Source organism: Bradyrhizobium sp. JR3.5, assembly GCF_054057015.1.
Map to the genome: position 1 here is coordinate 2558395 of NZ_JBSRYV010000002.1, position 17772 is coordinate 2576166.

The window sequence follows — 17772 nt, forward strand, 5'->3', positions numbered from 1 at the left end:
CTGCTTTTCGGCACACGCGCTTTGTTCGCGCGTGCCGATGCAACCGCGCGCGCCGCAATCGCTTTCATCGGCGGCCGATGCCGACATTGATACTCTGTTAATGACGATTGCCGCGACGGCTTGCGAAAGCAGCCCGGGTCTCATTCTGTCACGGCATTTCGCAAGTCCGCTTAACCAAAACTACAACGGACTTTGCCAAGGTCGGCGCATGCATAGTTTCACCAAAAACGATTTTCAGGCGGGCGCGGCAGCGACCGGGCAGGACGACAGTTCCAGCAATGAATTGCGCATCCTGCGCGATCTTCTCCAACTGCTGCCGGCCGGCGTGACCGTCCAGGACGAGCAGGGCCAGTTCATCCTGGTGAACGAAGCGGCAGCGAGCCAGTTGCAGCTGGCCGCGGGCGCCAGCCAGCCATCGCCGGTCGACGAGCGCCACGCCGCCAATTTGGACCTGTTGCGCAGCGGCCGTCCGGTGGTGCTCGAGGAAGTCCTCGCCTGCGGCGCATCCAAATACGTGTTCCTCACCGCGCACCGGCCGGTCCAGATCGCCGGGCGCAATCTCCTGATTTCGACCTCGACCGACATCAGCGAGCAGAAGGCGTTCGAGGATCAGCTGTTCCGCTCGGCCTATTACGATGAACTGACCGGCCTGCCGACCCGGCGGGTGATCGAGCATCGCGTCAACGGCCTGATCCGCGACTCCGCGCAGAGCCATTTCGCGCTCGCCTTCCTCGATGTCGACAACTTCAAGCACATCAACGACTATTACGGCCACGCGATCGGCGATGCGCTGCTGGTCGAGCTGTCCAAGCGTCTCGGCCACGCGCTGCGCGAGACCGATATCCTATCGCGGATCTCCGGTGACGAATTCCTGCTGCTGCTGAACCCGATCAGCGGCAACGACGAGGTCGCCGAATTCATCCACGTCATGCAGGAACGGCTGAAGGCGCCGTTCTTCATCGAGGACTCCGAGATCTTCGCCTCGACCTCGATCGGCGTCAGCCTCCACCCCATGCATGGCAGGAGCTACGAGGCGCTGCGCCAGAACGCCGACATCGCGATGTACCGCGTCAAGAACAACGGCAAGGGTGCGACCGCGTTCTTCGACAACAGCATGGAGCGCGAGGCGCTGGCGCGGATGAAGATCGAGCAGTCGCTGCGGCTCGCGATCCTGGAAAAGCGCTTCTGCTGCGCATTCCAGCCCAAGGTCGATATCCGCACCCAGGAGATCAAGGGCATCGAGGCGCTGGTGCGGCTGCGCGACGACGAAGGCGTGATCCAGGCGCCAGGCACCTTCATCAACCTCGCCGTGGAGCTCGGCCTGATCGACGAGCTGACGTTTCTGGTGCTGGCGGAGATCGTCAAGTCAATCGACCTGATCAACGACACGTTCGGCCCCACGGCGACGATCAGCATCAATATCGCCGCCAAGCAGGCCTCCAACGTCGAGTTCATGCGCCGCTTCGCGCGCGCGATCGAGGAGACCGGCTTCCCGAAACGATTCATGATCGAGGTGACCGAGGACGCGTTCGTGACCCGGTCGCATTTCCAGGAACCAGATCCTGCCGATCCTGCGCGGCATCGGCGTCGGCATCTCGATCGACGATTTCGGCATCGGCTATTCGTCGCTGTCGGCGCTCGCCGACATCACCGCCGACGAGATCAAGATCGATCGCTCGTTCATCACCGACATCCATAAGCGCCCGCGCAGCCAGGGTATCCTGCGCGCGATCGAATCGCTGAGCGAGGCGCTCGGCATGACCGTGATCGCCGAGGGCATCGAATCCTACGAGGAGCTCACCTATCTGCAGGCGGCGACCAAGATCCGCTACGCCCAGGGCTATTACTTCGCCAAGCCGATCTTCCTCGAGGACCTGAAGCCGGCGACCCCGGTCGCCAGCGAGGCGCGCGCCAGCATGGCGGCACGCCCGGCCCAGGAAGGCCGCCAGAGCTACTCGCGCGCCAGCGGCTTTCGGCGATAAAAGACCGCTTCGTTTCGAACAAGCAGACGCCGCTTGCCACCTCGCCCCGCTCGCGGGAGAGGTCGGATCGCATCGTCAGATGCGATCCGGGTGAGGGGGAGTCACCGCGAATCCATCTGCCACCGAATCTGTGGAGGGAACCCCTCACCCCAACCCTCTCCCCGCAGGAGCGGGGCGAGGGAGCGCAGTCCCGTCGCGGCCAAGGCTCGACAAACCTACCGCCCTACTTCTCCAGCACCGGCAACGGCGGCACGCTGTCATTGGCGGAGCCGGCCTGCATCGTGATCAACGTCATCGAGACCAGGTCGTAGTAGCCCATGATGCCGATGATATCCATGATGCCGCGCTCGCCGAATTTCTCCAGCGCGACCTTGTAGACGGCGTCGCTGACCTTCCGGTCGCGATAAAGCGCGATGCCGAGATCGTAGAGCGCGGCCTCGTCGTCCTTCATGCCGTCGGGCCGCGTGCCCTTGGCGATCGCATCCGCGATCTTCGGATCGAGCCCGCCCTTCATCGCCAGCGGATAGTGCGCGGACCATTCGTATTGCGCGGTCCAGTGCCGCGCCGTGATCAGGATCGCCATTTCGCTGAGCCGCGCCGGCAGCGAGGTATTCCAGCGCAGATAGTCCGACAGGTTCGACAGCTTCGGTGCCAGATCGGGATTGCGGATATAGGCGCGGTAGGGCGGCACGGTGAACTTGGCGTTGCGCGGCGGCGCGCTGATCAGGTCGGCCCAGGCCTTTTGCGGCGGCGACAGTTCCTCGGCCTTGAGCGGCGCGAACCGCACAGCGTCCTCGCTGCGCGCGGCCGGCGCGGCCAACGCCAGGACCGCCAGAGCGCCCGCCCCAAGTAATTTTCTCATTGTTGCTCTCCCTTTCCGATGCAGGCTTCTTGTGTCCTGCACGACCGCGCGAGCTTAGAGCGTTTTCGAGCGAAGTGGACCCGGTTCGCGTGAAGAAAACGCGTCAAAACAAGAATCTAGAGCTTCGGTTCAATCAGAACCGAAAATGCTCTAGTCGCGATCGAGGGAGATGCAACGAGGTCGGCGCGCGTTTGGCCGCACCTACCGCCACGCCCAACATCAGCCTATATTGGGGGCGTCCGAAGCGGCGCGAAGGTGTCAGCCATGCAGCCTGTGTCTATCCTCCTGAACATCCTCTGGATCCTGATCGGCGGCGCCTGGATGGCGTTCGGCTGGCTGATCGCCGCGGTGATCATGGCGGTCACCATCATCGGACTGCCCTGGGCGCGCGCCGCCTTCAACATCGCGGTCTACACACTGCTGCCATTCGGCTCGCGTGCGGTACGGCGCGATGAGGTCACCGGCATGTCCGATATCGGAACCGGACCGCTCGGCGTGATCGGCAATCTGATCTGGTTCATCCTGGCCGGCTGGTGGCTTGCGATCGGCCATGTGATCACCGCGATCCTGCTCGCGGTGACCATCATCGGCATCCCCTTCGCCTGGGCGCATCTCAAGCTTGCTGGCATCGCGCTGTGGCCGATCGGCAAGGTGATCGTGCCGGCGTAAGGCGCTACGCAACGTCGCGGAATCCTAGCGCGCCGCCTCGCAGCCCGGGATGTCGAACACCGCGGTCAGGCCGCAGGACGAGTTGAGCATCTTGCCGCCCTCATGGCCGACGCCGGGCACATCCCACACGCTGTGGTTCGGCGTGCCGTTGTCGCGGGCTCGCATCGCTGCGACATAGGAATGGCCGCGCGCATAGCGATATGGCCCTTCCGCTTCCGCCATGCAGGATTTGTCGAGCGCGGGATGCTTGGGGTTGGTGTCGAGCGCTCCCAGGAGATAGATCACGCGGCGCGCGATATAGGCCTGCTCCAGCGCGGCCGGGGTCGGCTCGGCGAGATAGGGCGGACGGTCGTCCATGCCGAACTTCCAGCTGTTATAGCCTTCGCACTTCGCCGCGATCGCAGGCTCCGGCCGCTCCTTAGTGAAATAGGCGTAGGAGGACGGATTGGCGACGACGTAGCGCACGCCGATACCCTCGCGCAGCAGCACCTGGTCGCCCTTTACCGCGATCGCATAGCGCTGCACCACCTGGCCGCCGCCGGAATGGCCGAACACGACGACCTGCTTCAGGTTGGGAAACAGCTTGCGGTCGCCAAGCCTGGCCAGGATGGCGTCCAGCGCCTCGAACGAGCTCGCAGGGCTTGGCGCGATCGCGGGCTCGCCGCCCTGCCAACCATAGAGGCTCCAGCGCAGCGTTTCCGCCGGCAGCTTGAACGCCTCGACATCGGGCTCGATCAAGAATTGCGGCGCGATCATCAGCGTGCTCTTGCCGATATCGCCGGCCGCGGCCTGCGCGCTGAGCGCCGCGCGGAAATAGTCTTCGGCGTTGCGCAGCACCCCGTGCAGCACCAGCACCGCGCGGGTGACGTCCGGCAGCGGATTGGACCAGTCGGCCGAGAGGTAGACGGGAAACGTTGCGCTGCCGACGGCAATGCGACCGCTGGCGATCTCCTTGACCGGCTTCCGGTCACGCTCGATCCGCGTCTGCGTTGCCGACGCGATCGGCGCGTGAGCCGCCGTCATGGCGAGCAGCGCCAGTGCCGCAAGCCAAGCTTGACGATGCATGGTTCAAACTCCGTTAGCGCAGCCAGGCGCGATGCGATGAAGCTGGATCATGCCGCGTCAGGCGCCGATTCACCCATGAATTTTCGGAAAGCTTCCGGACCGCATCTCAGGCGGCGAACCGCCCGCGATTGTTCGCGGCAAGGATCGGGCGGATCAGGCGGCCGAACCGCTCGGCCTCCTCGTCATGCAGATAGCCGGACAGGCAGAACGAGTGGCAGCCGGCGTCGATGAACTGCTGCAAGGTCGCGGCGCATTGTGCGGGATTACCGACCACAGCGATGCCGGCGCCGGGCCGCACCTTGGTGATCCCGGTCCACAGATGCGGCATCAAGAGGTCGCCATAGTCGCGCGCGAGCTGTTGCACGCGCTGGTTGGCCTCGGACCTGACGTAGAGCGTCTTCATCTCCTGCTTCTGCCGCTCGGTGGCGTGGCGCACCAGCTGGTCGGCGGCCTCCCAGGCATCCGCCTCGTTCTCGCGGCAGATCACCTGCAGCCGCATGCCGAAGCCGATCGCATCCTCGCGGTCATGCGCCCGCGCCATCCGCCGGATCACGGCGATATTCTCCGCGATGCGCTCCGGCAGATCGCCCCAGAACAGATGAACGTCGGAATGCTTCGCCGACACCTCCCAGGCCTGCCGCGAGCCGCCGCCGAGATAGAATTTTGGAAACGGCTGCTGCAGCGGACGCGGCCGGATATGCGCGCCCGAGATGGTGTGAAACTTGCCCTGGAAGTTGACCGGGCCGCGCGTCGTCCACAGCGCCTTGAGGATCGAGACCTCCTCCTCCATCAACGCGTAGCGTTCCTCCTTGGCGTAGCGCACGCCTTCGGCCTCGACCTCGCTCTCGTTCTGCCCGGCGATCAGGTTGATGCAGATCCGCCCGCCCGACATCTGGTCGAAAGTCGAGATCATCTTGGCCATCAGCACCGGGTTGATATAGCCCGGCCTCGCTGCAATCAGCGGCTTGATCCGCGCCGAGCGTGCCGCCATGAACGCGCCGGATATCCAGGCCTCCCAGCACACCGAGCCGACCGGAATCAGGAGATATTCGAACCCGGCGTCTTCGGCCGCCTTGACCACGCGGTCGCAGAGTTCCGGCGATCCCGCGATCTGCGCCTCCATCAGCCCATAGGCCGTGGTGTCGCCATGCGTGGGCAGATACCAGCCGAATTCCAGCGGACGCATGGGCAAACTCCCTCGAAAGACAGCCTTTTTCCGCAAGGCCTGTCATAATGGCGCAGGGCAGTTTACAGCCCTTAACCGGCCGGACAACGCCGTTGCCGACCCGGAGCCAATCAGCTAAATGGTGCCTGCACGCACCCGTAGCTCAGCTGGATAGAGCGTTGCCCTCCGAAGGCAAAGGTCACACGTTCGAATCGTGTCGGGTGCGCCACTTCGATTTTTTGTCCGCTTCGATGTCCGGCCATAGTGCCGGCCGATCTGCCGGTTTCCGGCAGACCGGCCTCGCCTCAATGATGAGCCGACACGCCCTTCATGTATTGGGACATCAGATCGGCACCGGCAAAGTGGCCTATATCCCCCAGGCTGACCATGCCGACCATCCGTTTGCTCTTGTTGATGACAGGCAGCCTGCGGATCTTCAGCGTCTCCATGTGATGCACCGCTTTCGCCAGATCGTCGTCTTCCCGGCAGCAGTGGATGCCTTCGGTCATCACATCGCGCGCTGTCGTGCGCGTAGAGTTGAAGTCCTTGCTCGCAAGACCTTTGCAGACGAGGTCGCGATCCGTCACCATCCCGATCAGACGATCGTCTTGCCCGACCGGAATGCACCCGACGTCGTGCCCTTGCATCAATTTCGCGATTTCAGTGATCGGGGTATCGGGGCTGACCCAATCGACGCCCTTGTGCATCACATCCTTGACCTTCATGGAGGACCTCCTTGCAAGGCAGCAGCCCCCTCGCTTGCAACTATACAGCAGATCGGGCGTGACCGCATGCGTGCGTGCTGCGCCTCGGTCAAGGCGCAGCGACAGGTGGCTCGGCATCATGCCCTCAGTCGTGCGTACTGAAGCGGCCGTGCAGGGAACCGGCGGTCAAGCGCGCGAATTGCGCACGACCGAGATGAAGCAACGTCTCATGATCGCCGGCTTCGATATAGATCTCGGGCTGCATCTGGATGCTGTCATCAACAATGACGTCGAGCCCGTAGCAGATGCCGGCGGCGGGAACCGCCCCATGCGCACAGTCCGCGAACAGCCGATCGATTTCGCTTTCAGCGGCCATGGCGATATCGTCGCCGAAGCTCGCCCTCAGATCCGCCAGCCTGAGGTGATGCGATGCCGGCAGCACGGCGAGCAAGTAGCCGCCATTGCGGCGCAACACAATGGCCTTGGCCAGGCGATCACCCGGGACGTGACATGCTTGGGCGGTCAGGGCTGACGACAGCGTCAGCACATGCGGGATCTCGTCGTACGCGATGTTTTCGGCGGCGAGATATTTGTGCAGTGTGGGAGAAATGGTCATGGCGTTACCTCCGGTGCGACATGCAACCATCCACCGTGGTCCCTGCCTGCCGCACGATGAGCGGCTGCGTGGTTCTCAACGCAAAATATAAGCCCTGCTGCAGGACACTGCAATTCGATCGCTAGTTTGGGCGCCGCGCCAGGTCCAAGTTCCGGGCCTTGTCCAGATTGCGGGCCTCGGCCAGCGCGGTCGCACCCGGCAAGAGGGCCGACGCAAGGTCGGTCTCGGTGAAATCGGCGCCGGCGAGATTGGCGCCAGATAGATCGGCTCCCGCAAGGTCAGCCTTGCTGAGGTTGCAGTTCGCCAAATTGGCATTCTGCAAATGCGCGAATTCGAGATCGGCGCGCGCAAGATTGGCGCCGCTCAGATCCGCATTCCGGAGATCGGCGGATTTGAGCACGCCACGCATCAGGCCCATCGATTGGTTGCGCATATCGGCGCTCAAATCCGCGCCCGCGAGCTTGGCCCCGATCAGGCTGGCACCGGATAGATCGGCGGTGATGCGAGCGCCGCTCAAATCGGCGCCGCCAAGCTTGGCGCGCTGCATCTGCGTGCCGAGCAGCGATGCCTTGACGAGGGACGCCCCCGTCAGATCTGCGTCGATGAGCCAAGCCTGGTTCATTATGGCCCGATCGAAGCGCGCGGCTTTCAGGTTGGTTCGGTTGAGCTTAACGAGATGAAGGTTGCCACCGGAGAAGTCGATGCCCGAGAGATCGAGGTGCGACAGCCGCTTTCCTTCCAAATCTGCGCTGCGTCGGTCCCCTTGAGGCACGGCCTTGAGGAGTGCGTCGACTTCGGCGCGTGTCATCTCCGACGTCGTCATCTCGGGACTGTCGAGGTCGACGCTGCGCAACATGTCCTGCGACATGGCGGCAATCGGATCAACGAGCAGCGCCGCCATCGATACAAGGGCAAATGCGAGATGAGACCGCATCGCCGTCTTTCCGCTTTTGAGGTATCGCCTATCGCATCTTCGCTCCGGCCGCGCCGTGGAGATGCGCTTCCAGCTTCAGAGTATGAGACCGGATCACGATCCTGGCAATGCTCGTGACCGTTTCGTGCGAAGGAACGGGGCTTCGGGAGGTCGTGCTTTCACGACATCGGAGATTCGCGTCAGGGGTCCGCTCCGCCGCGAAACCGACAGTTTTGGCAGCGAGACAACGGGCCGACGCGAACCGGCCGCGCTTCTCAGCCTCGGCTCAGCAGTTGCCAGGTCGACGTGGCATGCGCGATCGGCTCGCCGGACGCGGCGGATGCCTGGGATTGCACGAAGAAGGTCTTCCGGCCGCGCTTCAGGAAGGTCGCGTGACAGGTCACGCGCCCTTCGCGCACCGCGACGAGATACTGCACCTTCATCTCGAGCGTGGTGCCGGCACCCGCGACGTGGTTGACCAGATGCCCCATCGAGATGTCGAGCGCGGTCGCGAGAACCCCGCCGTGCAGCGTGCCTTGCGGGTTGTACAGCGGCGTCACGACATCGAAGGAGACGATGCACGCCTCGCCCTGGTAGGCGATCTCCTCGGCGATATCTCTCATGACGACACTCACTTGATTGCGATCCTCACCTGGGCGATCGCACGAAGCTCCGTCCAAAGTCTCCGAACGCGCCTTCGAGGGCGAATCTCTCGAGCCGATCGTCGGTCCAGCCGCGCCATTCCGCAAGCACCTCGCCTGTGTGTTCGCCGAGCATCGGCGGCGGCGTGGAAGGTGCCGGCGGTTCGTCGCCGAACCGCGTCGGCCTCGCGATGAACCTCACATCTCCTGCAGCTGGATGGTGGACGGTCTGGACCATTCCGCGCTGCGTGAGTTGCGGCGTCTCGCAGACCTCGCCGACCGACTTGATCGCGCCGCAGGGGATGCCGGCCACGCCCAGCGCCTGTAGCCAATCGGCGCGACTCCTGCCGGCGAAGATGGGGGCGAGGATCGCAACGAGATCGTTGCGGCTCGCCGCGCGCTTCGGGGCGGTTGCGAAACGCGCGTCCTCGCGCAGGTCCGGCCGGTGGATGACGTCGCAGAAGGCTGCCCAGAACTTGTCGTTTGCGACCCCGACATTGATCCAGCCGTCACTCGCCTCGAACGGCTCGTACGGGCTGATGGTCGGATGGACGTTGCCACGGCGCCTCGGGCTTTCTCCCGTGGCGAAGTACATGCCGGCGTTGAACGTCAGCAGCGATGCCATGGCGTCGAGCATGGCGACGTCGACCCGGCCGCCCTCGCCCGTCCGGCTCTTCCGCATCAGGGCGGCGAGCACCGAATGCGACGCATACAGGCCGGTGACGAGATCGGCGATCGAGGTGCCGACCTTGGTCGGCGGCCCAATCGGATCGCCGGTGATGTCCATCACGCCGGATTCGCCCTGCAGGATCAGGTCGTAGCCGGGGCGCCCGGCGTCCGCACGGGTGCGGCCAAACCCCGAGATGCTGCACAGGATGATGTCGGGCCTGCGGGCGCGCAGCGCGTCGAAGCCGAGGCCCCATTTGTCGAGGGTACCCCGGGCGAAAATTCTCGATCACGACGTCGGCGGCGGATGCAAGATCAAGCACCGCGTCGCGCCCCGCCGGCGACTTCAAATCGATGGCGCAACTACGCTTGTTGCGGTTCACCGACAGGAAGTATGCGCTCTCGCCGCCGACGAAGGGCGGTCCGTAGCGCCGGCTTTCATCGCCCTGCCGCGGATCCTCGATCTTGACGATGTCGGCGCCGAGATCACCGAGCTGCATCGTGGCAAAGGGGCCGGAGACCACCCGGCAGAGGTCGAGAACCCTGATGCCCGACAGCGGTTCGCGATCAGACGATCGCATCAGCGAGGTCCTTCATCGACGGCACCAGGATATCGGGCTGGTGCGGCGTGATGCCGAACGGGCGACTGCGCCGGTCGATGAAGGCCGTCCGCATGCCGGCGGATTTGGCGCCGATGCAGTCGAAGGCATGATTGGCGACGAACAGCACCTCGGCGGGCTTCACGCCCATGATCTCGGCCGCTTTCGTATGAGGTCGCGACATGCGGCTTGAACGAATTGGCCTCGGCCACCGAGATCACGCGATCGAACGGGACCTTGTGATACTGCTTCGCGGTCTCGAGCATGTCGGGATCGCCGTTCGAGAGCACCACCAGCTTGTACTTGGCTTGCAACCGTGTGAGCGCTTCCGGCACTTCCGGAAACGGCACCAGCTTCTCGATCTCGCCGACGAGATAACGCACGTCATCCATCGTGTAGTCGATCTTGGCGCGGTCCATCACGTGCGACACCGCGCGATGCCCGATCTCGCGATAGGGCGTGTGCTCGCGATGCAGCAGCGCATCGATCATCGAGTTCTCGAAATGCGTGCGGCGCCACCATGTGACGAAGGAATTCGGATCGCCCTTCCAGCCCTTCTTCTGAAGGAACGGCGCCGCGATCCTGGTCAGGCCGCCCTGCATGTCGACGACCGTGCCGTACTGATCGAACATGCAGATCTTCACTTCGCGTTTGATCGTCTCAGAATTCATTGGTGCCTCCTTGGTTCAGATCGATTGGATACGCGCCGCACTGCCATAGATGAAATGGATTTGTGATCTCTCACTATTCACGATATGAATGACGACATGAACCTCCGATCCATCGACCTCAATTTGCTCGTCGCGTTGGACGCACTGTTGACCGAGCGTCATGTCACCAAGGCGGCCGACCGCGTCGGCCTCAGTCAACCGGCCATGAGCAACGCGCTCAACCGGCTGCGCGCGATGTTCGAGGACGAACTCCTGGTGCGGACGACGAGCGGGATGAAGCCCACGCCCCGCGCCACCGAACTGGCGGAGCCGCTGCGTCAGGTGCTGCGCCAGGTAGAACGCGTGATGGCGAGCGACACCGGCTTCGATCCAGGCCGGACCGAACGCACCTTCACGATCAGGATGTCGGACATTCTCGCGTGCCTGCTGTTGCCGCGACTCGCCGCAGCGCGGCCGCTGGAGTCGCGGATATCCTACAACACGATCCATCTGCCACCGTCCTTGACGATCGATGCGCTGGAGCGGGACGAGATCGACGTCGCGGTCAGCATGGGCCTCGAGCATTCCGCGTCGATCCGTTCGGAGACGCTGCTGCGCGACCGCATGGTCTGCCTGATGCGGAGCGGTCACCAGGTCAAGCGCGGACGGCTGACCTTCGACGGCTTCATCGCGCAGGAGCACATGAAGGTCTCGATGAGCCCGACCGACCTTCGCTTCGTCGACGACGTGCTCGCCGAACGCGGCCATCGAAGACGCATCGCGCTGAACGTGCCGCATTGGCTGGTCGTACCTCATGTTCTCAAGCAGACCGACCTGCTCGCGGTGATGCCGCGGCACCTCGCCGCCGTGCTCATGGACGACGGCCTACGGATGGAGGAACTGCCGTTCGAGTCCGCGCCCTTCGACTGGATGTTGTACTGGCATCGCAGATACGATCAGAGCAATGCCAACGGCTGGCTCCGCGATCGGCTCAGGGCTGCGTGCTCCGATCTGAGCTAGGCGCCGATGTCCGCCGGCCTCCGCGCGATGGACGGCTCGCTTCCTGCCTCGGCTTCCGTGACGGCCGACGCGTCCTCCAGCGAGCGTCCCTTGGTCTCGAATCCGAACACGAGAAACACCACAGCCTGGAACACGAGGATGCCGGCCAGGGTCGTCAGCACGCCGGTCAACCCTTGCCAGGCGAAGATCGCGACCACGACGTACTGCACCAGCGCGGTCGCGATCCGCCCGGACGTGGCGCAGATTGCCGTGCCGCGAAGCCGGTAGCGCGTCGGGAACAGTTCGGGGACGTGCATCGCGAACCCGGTCGCCAGCATGACGTAGATCGCGGTGACCAGCAGGAAGCCGACGCCCGCGAGCGCAACACCATCCGCCATGTACGGATAGGCGATGCCGAGCACTGCCGCCGCAATCGACGAGCAGACGATCGAGAGCCTGCGTCCGAGCCGGTCCGCCAGCACGAGCCCGATCAGCGATCCGACCGGCCCACCCAACGCCATCACGGTGGTGTAGCCCAGCGAAGAGACCACGCTGTGGCCGCCCTTGACCATGAAGGTCGGCAGCCAGCCGATGAACCCGTAGAGACTGAAGCCGACGACGATGTGCAGCAGGCTGCCGAGCAGCGTGCGCGCGAGATATGGCGGCTGGAACAGGCGCCAGACCGCGCCGGGCGATTCCTGCGCCGGGGCGCTCGCAGCGATGGGAGCCAGTGCTCCCTTGCGCGCGGCCTCCGCTTCGATCGCGGATAAAATTTTCTCGGCTTCATCGGCGCGGCCGTTGGCGGCCAGCCAGCGCGGCGATTCCGGCATCGACTTGCGCAAGAACCAGACGATCATCGCGAGCAGGCCGACGAGGGCGAACATGTAGCGCCACCCCAGCGTCGGGATCACCCACAGGCCGATCATGGACGACGCGAACAGCGAGAAGTTGGTGATCACGGCCAGAAGCCCGATCCAGCGTCCTCGCGAAGCAGCCGGCACGAACTCCGTCAAGGTCGCGTAGCCGACCACGATCTCCGCGCCGAGGCCAATGCCGATGATGAAACGGAGACCGATCAGAACCGTCATGCTGGGCGCGAAAGCAGCGGCGATCGACGCGAGGCCGAAGATCGCAAGGTTCATCTGGTAGGAGAAGCGGCGACCGAAGCGGTCGCCGAGGATGCCGGAGAACCACGCACCGATCGTCATACCGACAAAGGTCGCGGAGACGAATGCCGCGTTGAGCTCGAGCGTCGACCAGCCTTCCTTGAGCACTGCGCCCAGCACGCCGCCGGCGAGATAGATGTCGAATGCATCGAGGAACATGCCGGCGCCGATCAGGGCCAGGATGCGCCAGTGGAATCCGCAGATCGGCAGCCTGTCGAGGCGCGCGCCCGCGTTGATGTCGATGTCGGCGGATCGCGCCATTCCAAACCTCCCTGCCCGGCCTTGTGCGAGCCGGATGCTCCGATCACCGATTGATGACGCGCAGGGGGGCGCCGTCCAATTCAAAACAAAAATTCGACTATTTGGCGCAGTGATGAAGCCGCCGAAACCGCACGGATCGCGTTCCATCCTGACACCGAGCTGACTTGCACTCGCTGTCGTTAACGCTTCCATCGAAGCGCGATCGCGAAATCACGATGTCAGCACAAACATTCACAGCGGGTTCATGTCGGCGCCACTATTCAGCTCCAACGCTGGGGGAAGAAGATTGGAGTATGTGCCATGCGCCGCATCGCCGGACTGCCTTTCGCCTTAGCTCTCAGCCTCTGCTGTCTCTCACCACCGCACGCTGCGCGCGCGCAGCTCGCCATCGGCATCGGCATCGGCATCAGCGTCGATGCAGCACCGCCGCCACTGCCCGCCTACGAACAGCCGCCGATCCCAGGCGACGGCTACATCTGGACTCCCGGCTATTGGGCGTGGAGCGACGATATCGGTTACTACTGGGTTCCCGGCACATGGGTGCTTCCGCCCGCGCCTGCATTGCTATGGACGCCCGGCTATTGGGGCTGGAACGATGGCGTCTACGCGTTCCACGCCGGTTATTGGGGAGCGACCGTCGGTTTCTACGGCGGCATCTCTTATGGCTTCGGCTACACCGGCATCGGCTATGAGGGCGGCTACTGGCGCGGCGGCAACTTCTTCTACAACAGTTCCGTCAACAACATCTCGAATGTCTCGGTCACCAACGTCTACAACAAGACCGTCATCAACAACACGACCAACGTCAGCTACAACGGCGGCACCGGCGGCACCACGGTGAGGCCGACGCCGCAACAGCTCGCCGCCTCGAACGAGCGCCATGTGGCTGCGACCGCCGAGCAAACCCGGCACGCGGAAGCGGCGATGAAGGATCCGGCGCTGACGCTCGCCAACAACCACGGTCATCCGGCGATCGCCGCGACCCCGCACGCGGCACGGTTCAGCGGCGCCGGCGTGATCGCCGCGCACCCGGGCAAGCCAGTCGCGGCGCCGCCGCCTCATCATGCGCAATCCACCACAGGCCACGCTCTGCCGACAGGAAATGCCCTGCCGCCGGGACACGCTCTGCCGAGCGGAAACGCTCTGCCGGCTGCACACGCATCGCCGACGGGGCACGCCCTGCCTTCCGGAAACGCGCTGCCGACGGCACAGGCAACGACGACAGGACACGCTTTGCCCACCGGAAACGCGCTCCCGCCGGCACATGCATCGACAACGGGACACGCCTTGCCTGCGGCAAGCGCTTCGCCGGCTGCACACGCGCTGCCGACGGGACACGCTCCGCCTGTCGCCGTCAACCATCCCGCTCCGGCACCGCACGTCGCAGCGCCAGCCGTGCACGCGCCGAGACCGCAGATCGCACAGCACGCACCAGCGGCGCCACGCCCGGCCGCGCATCCGCCGGCGCCGCGCGTCGCGCAAGCGGCTGTGCACCGGCCGCCGCCCCGGCCCGCAGCACCGCATGTGTCGCGGCCGGCTCCGCGGCCTCATCCCGCGCCACGGCCGCAGCATCCCGCTGCGAGGCCGGCGCCACACAGGCACGCGTGATCCAGCTCATCGGCGTGCCCGCAACGGCACGCCGATTTCACTTGGGAACCCATCGCGCGCAGAACGGCACGCGATGCAAATCGTCAGTCACGGGATTTCAGGCGCGCAAGGCGTACCGTCAGGCCAGCTCGTCAGCTGCATCCGCGATCGCGGCATAAATCTCAACGAGATCAGCCTCCGTCACGCAGTAGGGCGGCATGACGTAGACCGTGTTGCCGAGTGGGCGCAGCAGCAGGTTTCGACGCGTGAAGAAGGCCTGAAGTTTTGGGCCGATGCCTGCGAGATAGCCGGCATCGCTTGCCTTCAGGTCAAGCGCGGTGATGGTCCCGGTGCGGCGGACGTTTTCAAATCGTGTGTCGGTGCGGAATGGTGCGATCAGTCGCTCCTGCATCGCGGCGAGCGAGGCTGTGCGCTCGCCCGCGCCGCGTTGCCAGAGTTCGAGGTTTGCCCTTGCGGCGGCGCAGGCGACCGGGTTCGCCGTGTAGGAACTCGAATGGAAGAAGGTTCGCGAACGATCGCTGGAATAATGCGCGTCGTAGATGTCGGCGCGGCAGAGCGTCACTGCGAGCGGCAGCGATCCGCCGGTGAGGCCCTTCGAATAGCAGGCGATGTCCGGCGTGATGTCGGCCTGCTCGCACGCGAACAATGTGCCGGTGCGGCCCCAGCCGGTCATCACCTCATCAGCAATGAACAGCACATCGGAGGTCTCGCAGATGCGCTTCATTTCCTTCAGCACCGAGGGCGGATACATCAGCATTCCGCCCGCGCCCAGGATCAGCGGCTCGACGATGAATGCGGCCGCGGTTTCCGTCTTGCACGCGGCTTCGAGCGCATCGAGTGTCGCCTGCTCGTGGCCGGCGGCCGGAAACGGGATCGACACGACGTCGAACAGCAGCGGCTCATAAGCTTTGTTGAAGACGCCGCGCGCGCCGACGGACATCGTGCCTACGGTGTCGCCGTGGTAGGAGTGCTGCATCACGATGATCCGCGTGCGCGGCACGCCGATATTGTGCCAGTAGCCGAGCGTCATCTTCAGCGCCACTTCAACGCTGGTCGATCCGGAGTCGGAGAAGAACACATAGTCGAGGCCACGCGGCGCCAGCTTCAGGAGCTGCGCGGCAACGTCTTCGGCCGGATCGTGGGTATGGCCGGCAAAGATGATCTGGTTGAGCTGTTCCGCCTGATTCTGGATCGCGCGTACGATATGTGGATGGCAATGGCCGTGGGTCACCACCCACCAGGATGCGATCGCATCGATGATCCGGCGGTCATCCGCGGTGTAGAGATAGGCGCCCTCCCCGCGCACGATCCTGGTCATCTGATCGTGCAGCGCGTGCTGGGTGAACGGGTGCCAGATCGGCGATTTCCGAGCTGATGTCATGGGTTGAAATCGTCGCGGCGGAACGAAGCGTTGAAGGCCGCTTGCAGCGTGTCTGCCGCGAGCGGAGACAGCCAGGGCAACCGGCCCAGCCGGCGGACTTGCCCGATCTCGCAGATGGCGCGCTCGCTCTCGGGATTGCTCTCGCCGATGAAAGCGATCCCGAGAGTAACGATCCGGCGCTTGCGCAACGCCTCGACCGACAGCAGCGAATGATTGATGGTGCCGAGTGCGGTGCGGGCGCAGAGCACGACCGGAAGCCGCCACCGCTCGAACATGTCGATAAAGAGCGTGTCGTCATTCAGCGGCACCATCAGTCCGCCGGCGCCCTCGATCACCAGCGACCGGTCCCCCGTGTCGGGCACGTCGAGCACAGCAGGATCGATGCGCACGCCGTCGATCGCGGCGGATTGATGCGGCGAAGCCGGCGTTCGAAGCCGGTAACGCTCCGGCACGATGCGATCGGCCGCAAGACCTGCAAGCCGCGCCACCAGTTGTGCATCAGTCTCTTCCTCAAGGCCGGACTGAACCGGCTTCCAGTAGCTTGCGCCGAGGAAACCGGCAAGGCCTGCGGAGAAGATCGTCTTTCCGATCCCGGTATCGGTGCCGGTCACCACGATGCGGCTGATCATCGCGACCAGCCCTTCGTTTCCTCGACGAGCGCATCGATCAGCGCGCGCACGTCGTCCTCGTCGACATTGAGGGTCAGCGCAATCCGCAGCCGCGCGGTGCCCGCCGGCACGGTCGGCGGGCGGATGCCGCGGATGTCGAAACCGCGCGCCTGCAACGCTGAGGCAAGCCGCATCGCGCGCGCATTGTCGCCGACGAGATAGGGCACGATCTGCGAGCGCGACGGACTGCGCCGACCGCGCAGATCGAGTTCGCGATGCGTGAACGCAACCAGCTTTGCGAGGCGCTGCTGGCGCTCGGGCTCCTCTCGCAGGATCAGGAGTGCTTCACGCACGGCGACGGCCACAAGCGGTGACGGCGCGGTGGCGAAGATGAACGGGCGGCAGCGATTGACCATGAAGTCGCGCAGCACGGTCGAGGCCGTGACCAATGCGCCGGCGGCGCCCAGCGCCTTGCCGCAGGTATGCACGATCACGAGATTCTCGCGCCCTTCATAGGGCGCCGTCAGCCCCCGCCCCTGTTCGCCGTAGACGCCGGTGCCATGCGCCTCGTCCACCATCAGGAACGCGTCGTGCCGCTCGGCGAGGGCTATGAGGTCGTCGAGCGGCGCGGCATCGCCGTCCATGCTGTAGACGCTTTCGACCACGATCCAGACCCGGCCCGTTCCGCCCTCGGCGCGCCAGCCGCGGATGGTGTCCTCGACCGACCCGGGATCATTGTGCGCACTGAAGCGGAACGCGGCCCGACCGGCCCGCGCGCCTTCATGGATGCTGGCGTGCACCAGCGAATCGAGTACGAGCAGATCGCCGCGCTGCGGCAACGTCGTCAGCACGGCGAAATTGGCGACATAGCCGGTGCCGAAGAACAGCGCGGTCTCGGCGCGGAAGAACGCGGCGGCCTCGGCCTCCAGTCTTTCGTGCTCTTCGCAATTGCCGCGCAACAGGCGCGACCCGCCGGCGCCGATCGGCGTGCCTGCCTCGAGCGCGGCCGACACGGCCTGTTTGATGCGTGGCGCGCTCGCGAGCGCCAGATAGTCGTTCGACACGAAATCGATGCCCGCGCGCGGCTTCAGACCGCGCAGCCGATCGTCCTTGCTCAGGGCGCGCAAGGCCGCGGCGTAATCAGCGGCCTTGGCCGCATGGATTGCGCTCATGCTTTACTCTCAGGATGGTGGTTGGTCGCGCGGCGAATCACGCCG

The 17772-nt window shown here is 64.7% G+C and carries 16 protein-coding genes, 1 tRNA gene and 2 pseudogenes; 5 read left to right on the top strand and 14 right to left on the bottom strand.

The genetic code is table 11. From position 1 onward, the window contains the following. The first annotated feature begins 208 nt into the window (after positions 1 to 208). Positions 209 to 1982, top strand: a pseudogene (locus ACVWW1_RS29105) (putative bifunctional diguanylate cyclase/phosphodiesterase). A gap of 223 nt (positions 1983 to 2205) precedes the next feature. Here the strand turns inward: ACVWW1_RS29105 and ACVWW1_RS29110 are convergent. Beyond that, a complete protein-coding gene (locus ACVWW1_RS29110; RefSeq protein ID WP_456658277.1) occupies positions 2206 to 2844 on the bottom strand; it encodes a carboxymuconolactone decarboxylase family protein in 639 nt (212 codons plus the stop codon). 264 nt (positions 2845 to 3108) lie between these two features. Between ACVWW1_RS29110 and ACVWW1_RS29115 the strand changes: the two genes are divergently transcribed. Further along, entirely contained in the window at positions 3109 to 3513 is a 405-nt protein-coding gene (locus tag ACVWW1_RS29115) for a YccF domain-containing protein (protein WP_212312132.1), read from the top strand. Between the two features lie 24 nt (positions 3514 to 3537). Here ACVWW1_RS29115 and ACVWW1_RS29120 read toward each other — a convergent pair whose 3' ends face one another. Continuing rightward, positions 3538 to 4578 carry an alpha/beta fold hydrolase gene (locus ACVWW1_RS29120; protein WP_456658278.1) on the bottom strand — a complete coding sequence of 347 codons (1041 nt, stop codon included), beginning with the start codon at positions 4576 to 4578 and terminating at the stop codon, positions 3538 to 3540. Between the two features lie 106 nt (positions 4579 to 4684). Beyond that, complete coding sequence (locus ACVWW1_RS29125) at positions 4685 to 5764, bottom strand: LLM class flavin-dependent oxidoreductase (protein ID WP_456658279.1); 1080 nt, start codon at positions 5762 to 5764, stop codon at positions 4685 to 4687. A gap of 131 nt (positions 5765 to 5895) precedes the next feature. Here ACVWW1_RS29125 and ACVWW1_RS29130 point away from each other — a divergent pair. Next, a tRNA-Arg gene (locus ACVWW1_RS29130) sits at positions 5896 to 5972 on the top strand. Positions 5973 to 6048: 76 nt separating this feature from the next. Here ACVWW1_RS29130 and ACVWW1_RS29135 read toward each other — a convergent pair. The 7 genes and pseudogenes from ACVWW1_RS29135 to ACVWW1_RS29165 form a co-directional block, all read right to left on the bottom strand. Then, positions 6049 to 6468, bottom strand: coding sequence for a CBS domain-containing protein (locus ACVWW1_RS29135; protein ID WP_176534763.1), 420 nt, complete (start codon positions 6466 to 6468; stop codon positions 6049 to 6051). Positions 6469 to 6592: 124 nt separating this feature from the next. Continuing rightward, entirely contained in the window at positions 6593 to 7063 is a 471-nt protein-coding gene (locus tag ACVWW1_RS29140) for an aminoacyl-tRNA deacylase (RefSeq protein ID WP_173640024.1), read from the bottom strand. A 121-nt stretch (positions 7064 to 7184) separates the two neighbouring features. Beyond that, on the bottom strand, positions 7185 to 7997 hold the full coding sequence (locus tag ACVWW1_RS29145) for a pentapeptide repeat-containing protein (RefSeq protein WP_456658280.1): 813 nt from the start codon (positions 7995 to 7997) through the stop codon (positions 7185 to 7187). A gap of 254 nt (positions 7998 to 8251) precedes the next feature. After that, positions 8252 to 8599, bottom strand: a complete 348-nt coding sequence (locus ACVWW1_RS29150; RefSeq protein ID WP_456658281.1) for a PaaI family thioesterase — start codon at positions 8597 to 8599, stop codon at positions 8252 to 8254. A gap of 25 nt (positions 8600 to 8624) precedes the next feature. Next, positions 8625 to 9566: a CaiB/BaiF CoA transferase family protein gene (locus ACVWW1_RS29155; protein ID WP_456660699.1), complete on the bottom strand. Its 942-nt coding sequence runs from the start codon at positions 9564 to 9566 to the stop codon at positions 8625 to 8627. A 28-nt stretch (positions 9567 to 9594) separates the two neighbouring features. Continuing rightward, a pseudogene (locus ACVWW1_RS29160) lies at positions 9595 to 9864 on the bottom strand (CoA transferase); the annotation flags it as partial. After that, complete coding sequence (locus ACVWW1_RS29165; RefSeq protein ID WP_456658282.1) at positions 9864 to 10553, bottom strand: HAD family hydrolase; 690 nt, start codon at positions 10551 to 10553, stop codon at positions 9864 to 9866. The pseudogene ACVWW1_RS29160 and the gene ACVWW1_RS29165, both read right to left, overlap by 1 nt. A gap of 96 nt (positions 10554 to 10649) precedes the next feature. Here ACVWW1_RS29165 and ACVWW1_RS29170 point away from each other — a divergent pair, with 96 nt between their 5' ends. Next, entirely contained in the window at positions 10650 to 11552 is a 903-nt protein-coding gene (locus ACVWW1_RS29170; RefSeq protein WP_456658283.1) for a LysR family transcriptional regulator, read from the top strand. Here ACVWW1_RS29170 and ACVWW1_RS29175 read toward each other — a convergent pair. Beyond that, on the bottom strand, positions 11549 to 12958 hold the full coding sequence (locus ACVWW1_RS29175; protein WP_456658284.1) for an MFS transporter: 1410 nt from the start codon (positions 12956 to 12958) through the stop codon (positions 11549 to 11551). The genes ACVWW1_RS29170 and ACVWW1_RS29175 overlap by 4 nt on opposite strands. 300 nt (positions 12959 to 13258) lie before the next feature. Between ACVWW1_RS29175 and ACVWW1_RS29180 the strand changes: the two genes are divergently transcribed. Then, positions 13259 to 14566: a hypothetical protein gene (locus ACVWW1_RS29180; RefSeq protein WP_456658285.1), complete on the top strand. Its 1308-nt coding sequence runs from the start codon at positions 13259 to 13261 to the stop codon at positions 14564 to 14566. A 118-nt stretch (positions 14567 to 14684) separates the two neighbouring features. Here the strand turns inward: ACVWW1_RS29180 and ACVWW1_RS29185 are convergent, their stop codons facing one another. From ACVWW1_RS29185 to ACVWW1_RS29195, 3 genes are read right to left on the bottom strand one after another with little or no spacing between them, the layout of a single operon-like run. After that, entirely contained in the window at positions 14685 to 15947 is a 1263-nt protein-coding gene (locus tag ACVWW1_RS29185) for an adenosylmethionine--8-amino-7-oxononanoate transaminase (protein ID WP_456658286.1), read from the bottom strand. Further along, positions 15944 to 16576 carry a dethiobiotin synthase gene (gene bioD, locus ACVWW1_RS29190; RefSeq protein ID WP_456658287.1) on the bottom strand — a complete coding sequence of 211 codons (633 nt, stop codon included), beginning with the start codon at positions 16574 to 16576 and terminating at the stop codon, positions 15944 to 15946. Before bioD ends, ACVWW1_RS29185 begins: the two co-directional genes overlap by 4 nt. Then, positions 16573 to 17727, bottom strand: coding sequence for an 8-amino-7-oxononanoate synthase (locus tag ACVWW1_RS29195; protein ID WP_456658288.1), 1155 nt, complete (start codon positions 17725 to 17727; stop codon positions 16573 to 16575). Before ACVWW1_RS29195 ends, bioD begins: the two co-directional genes overlap by 4 nt. Positions 17728 to 17772 lie beyond the last annotated feature (45 nt).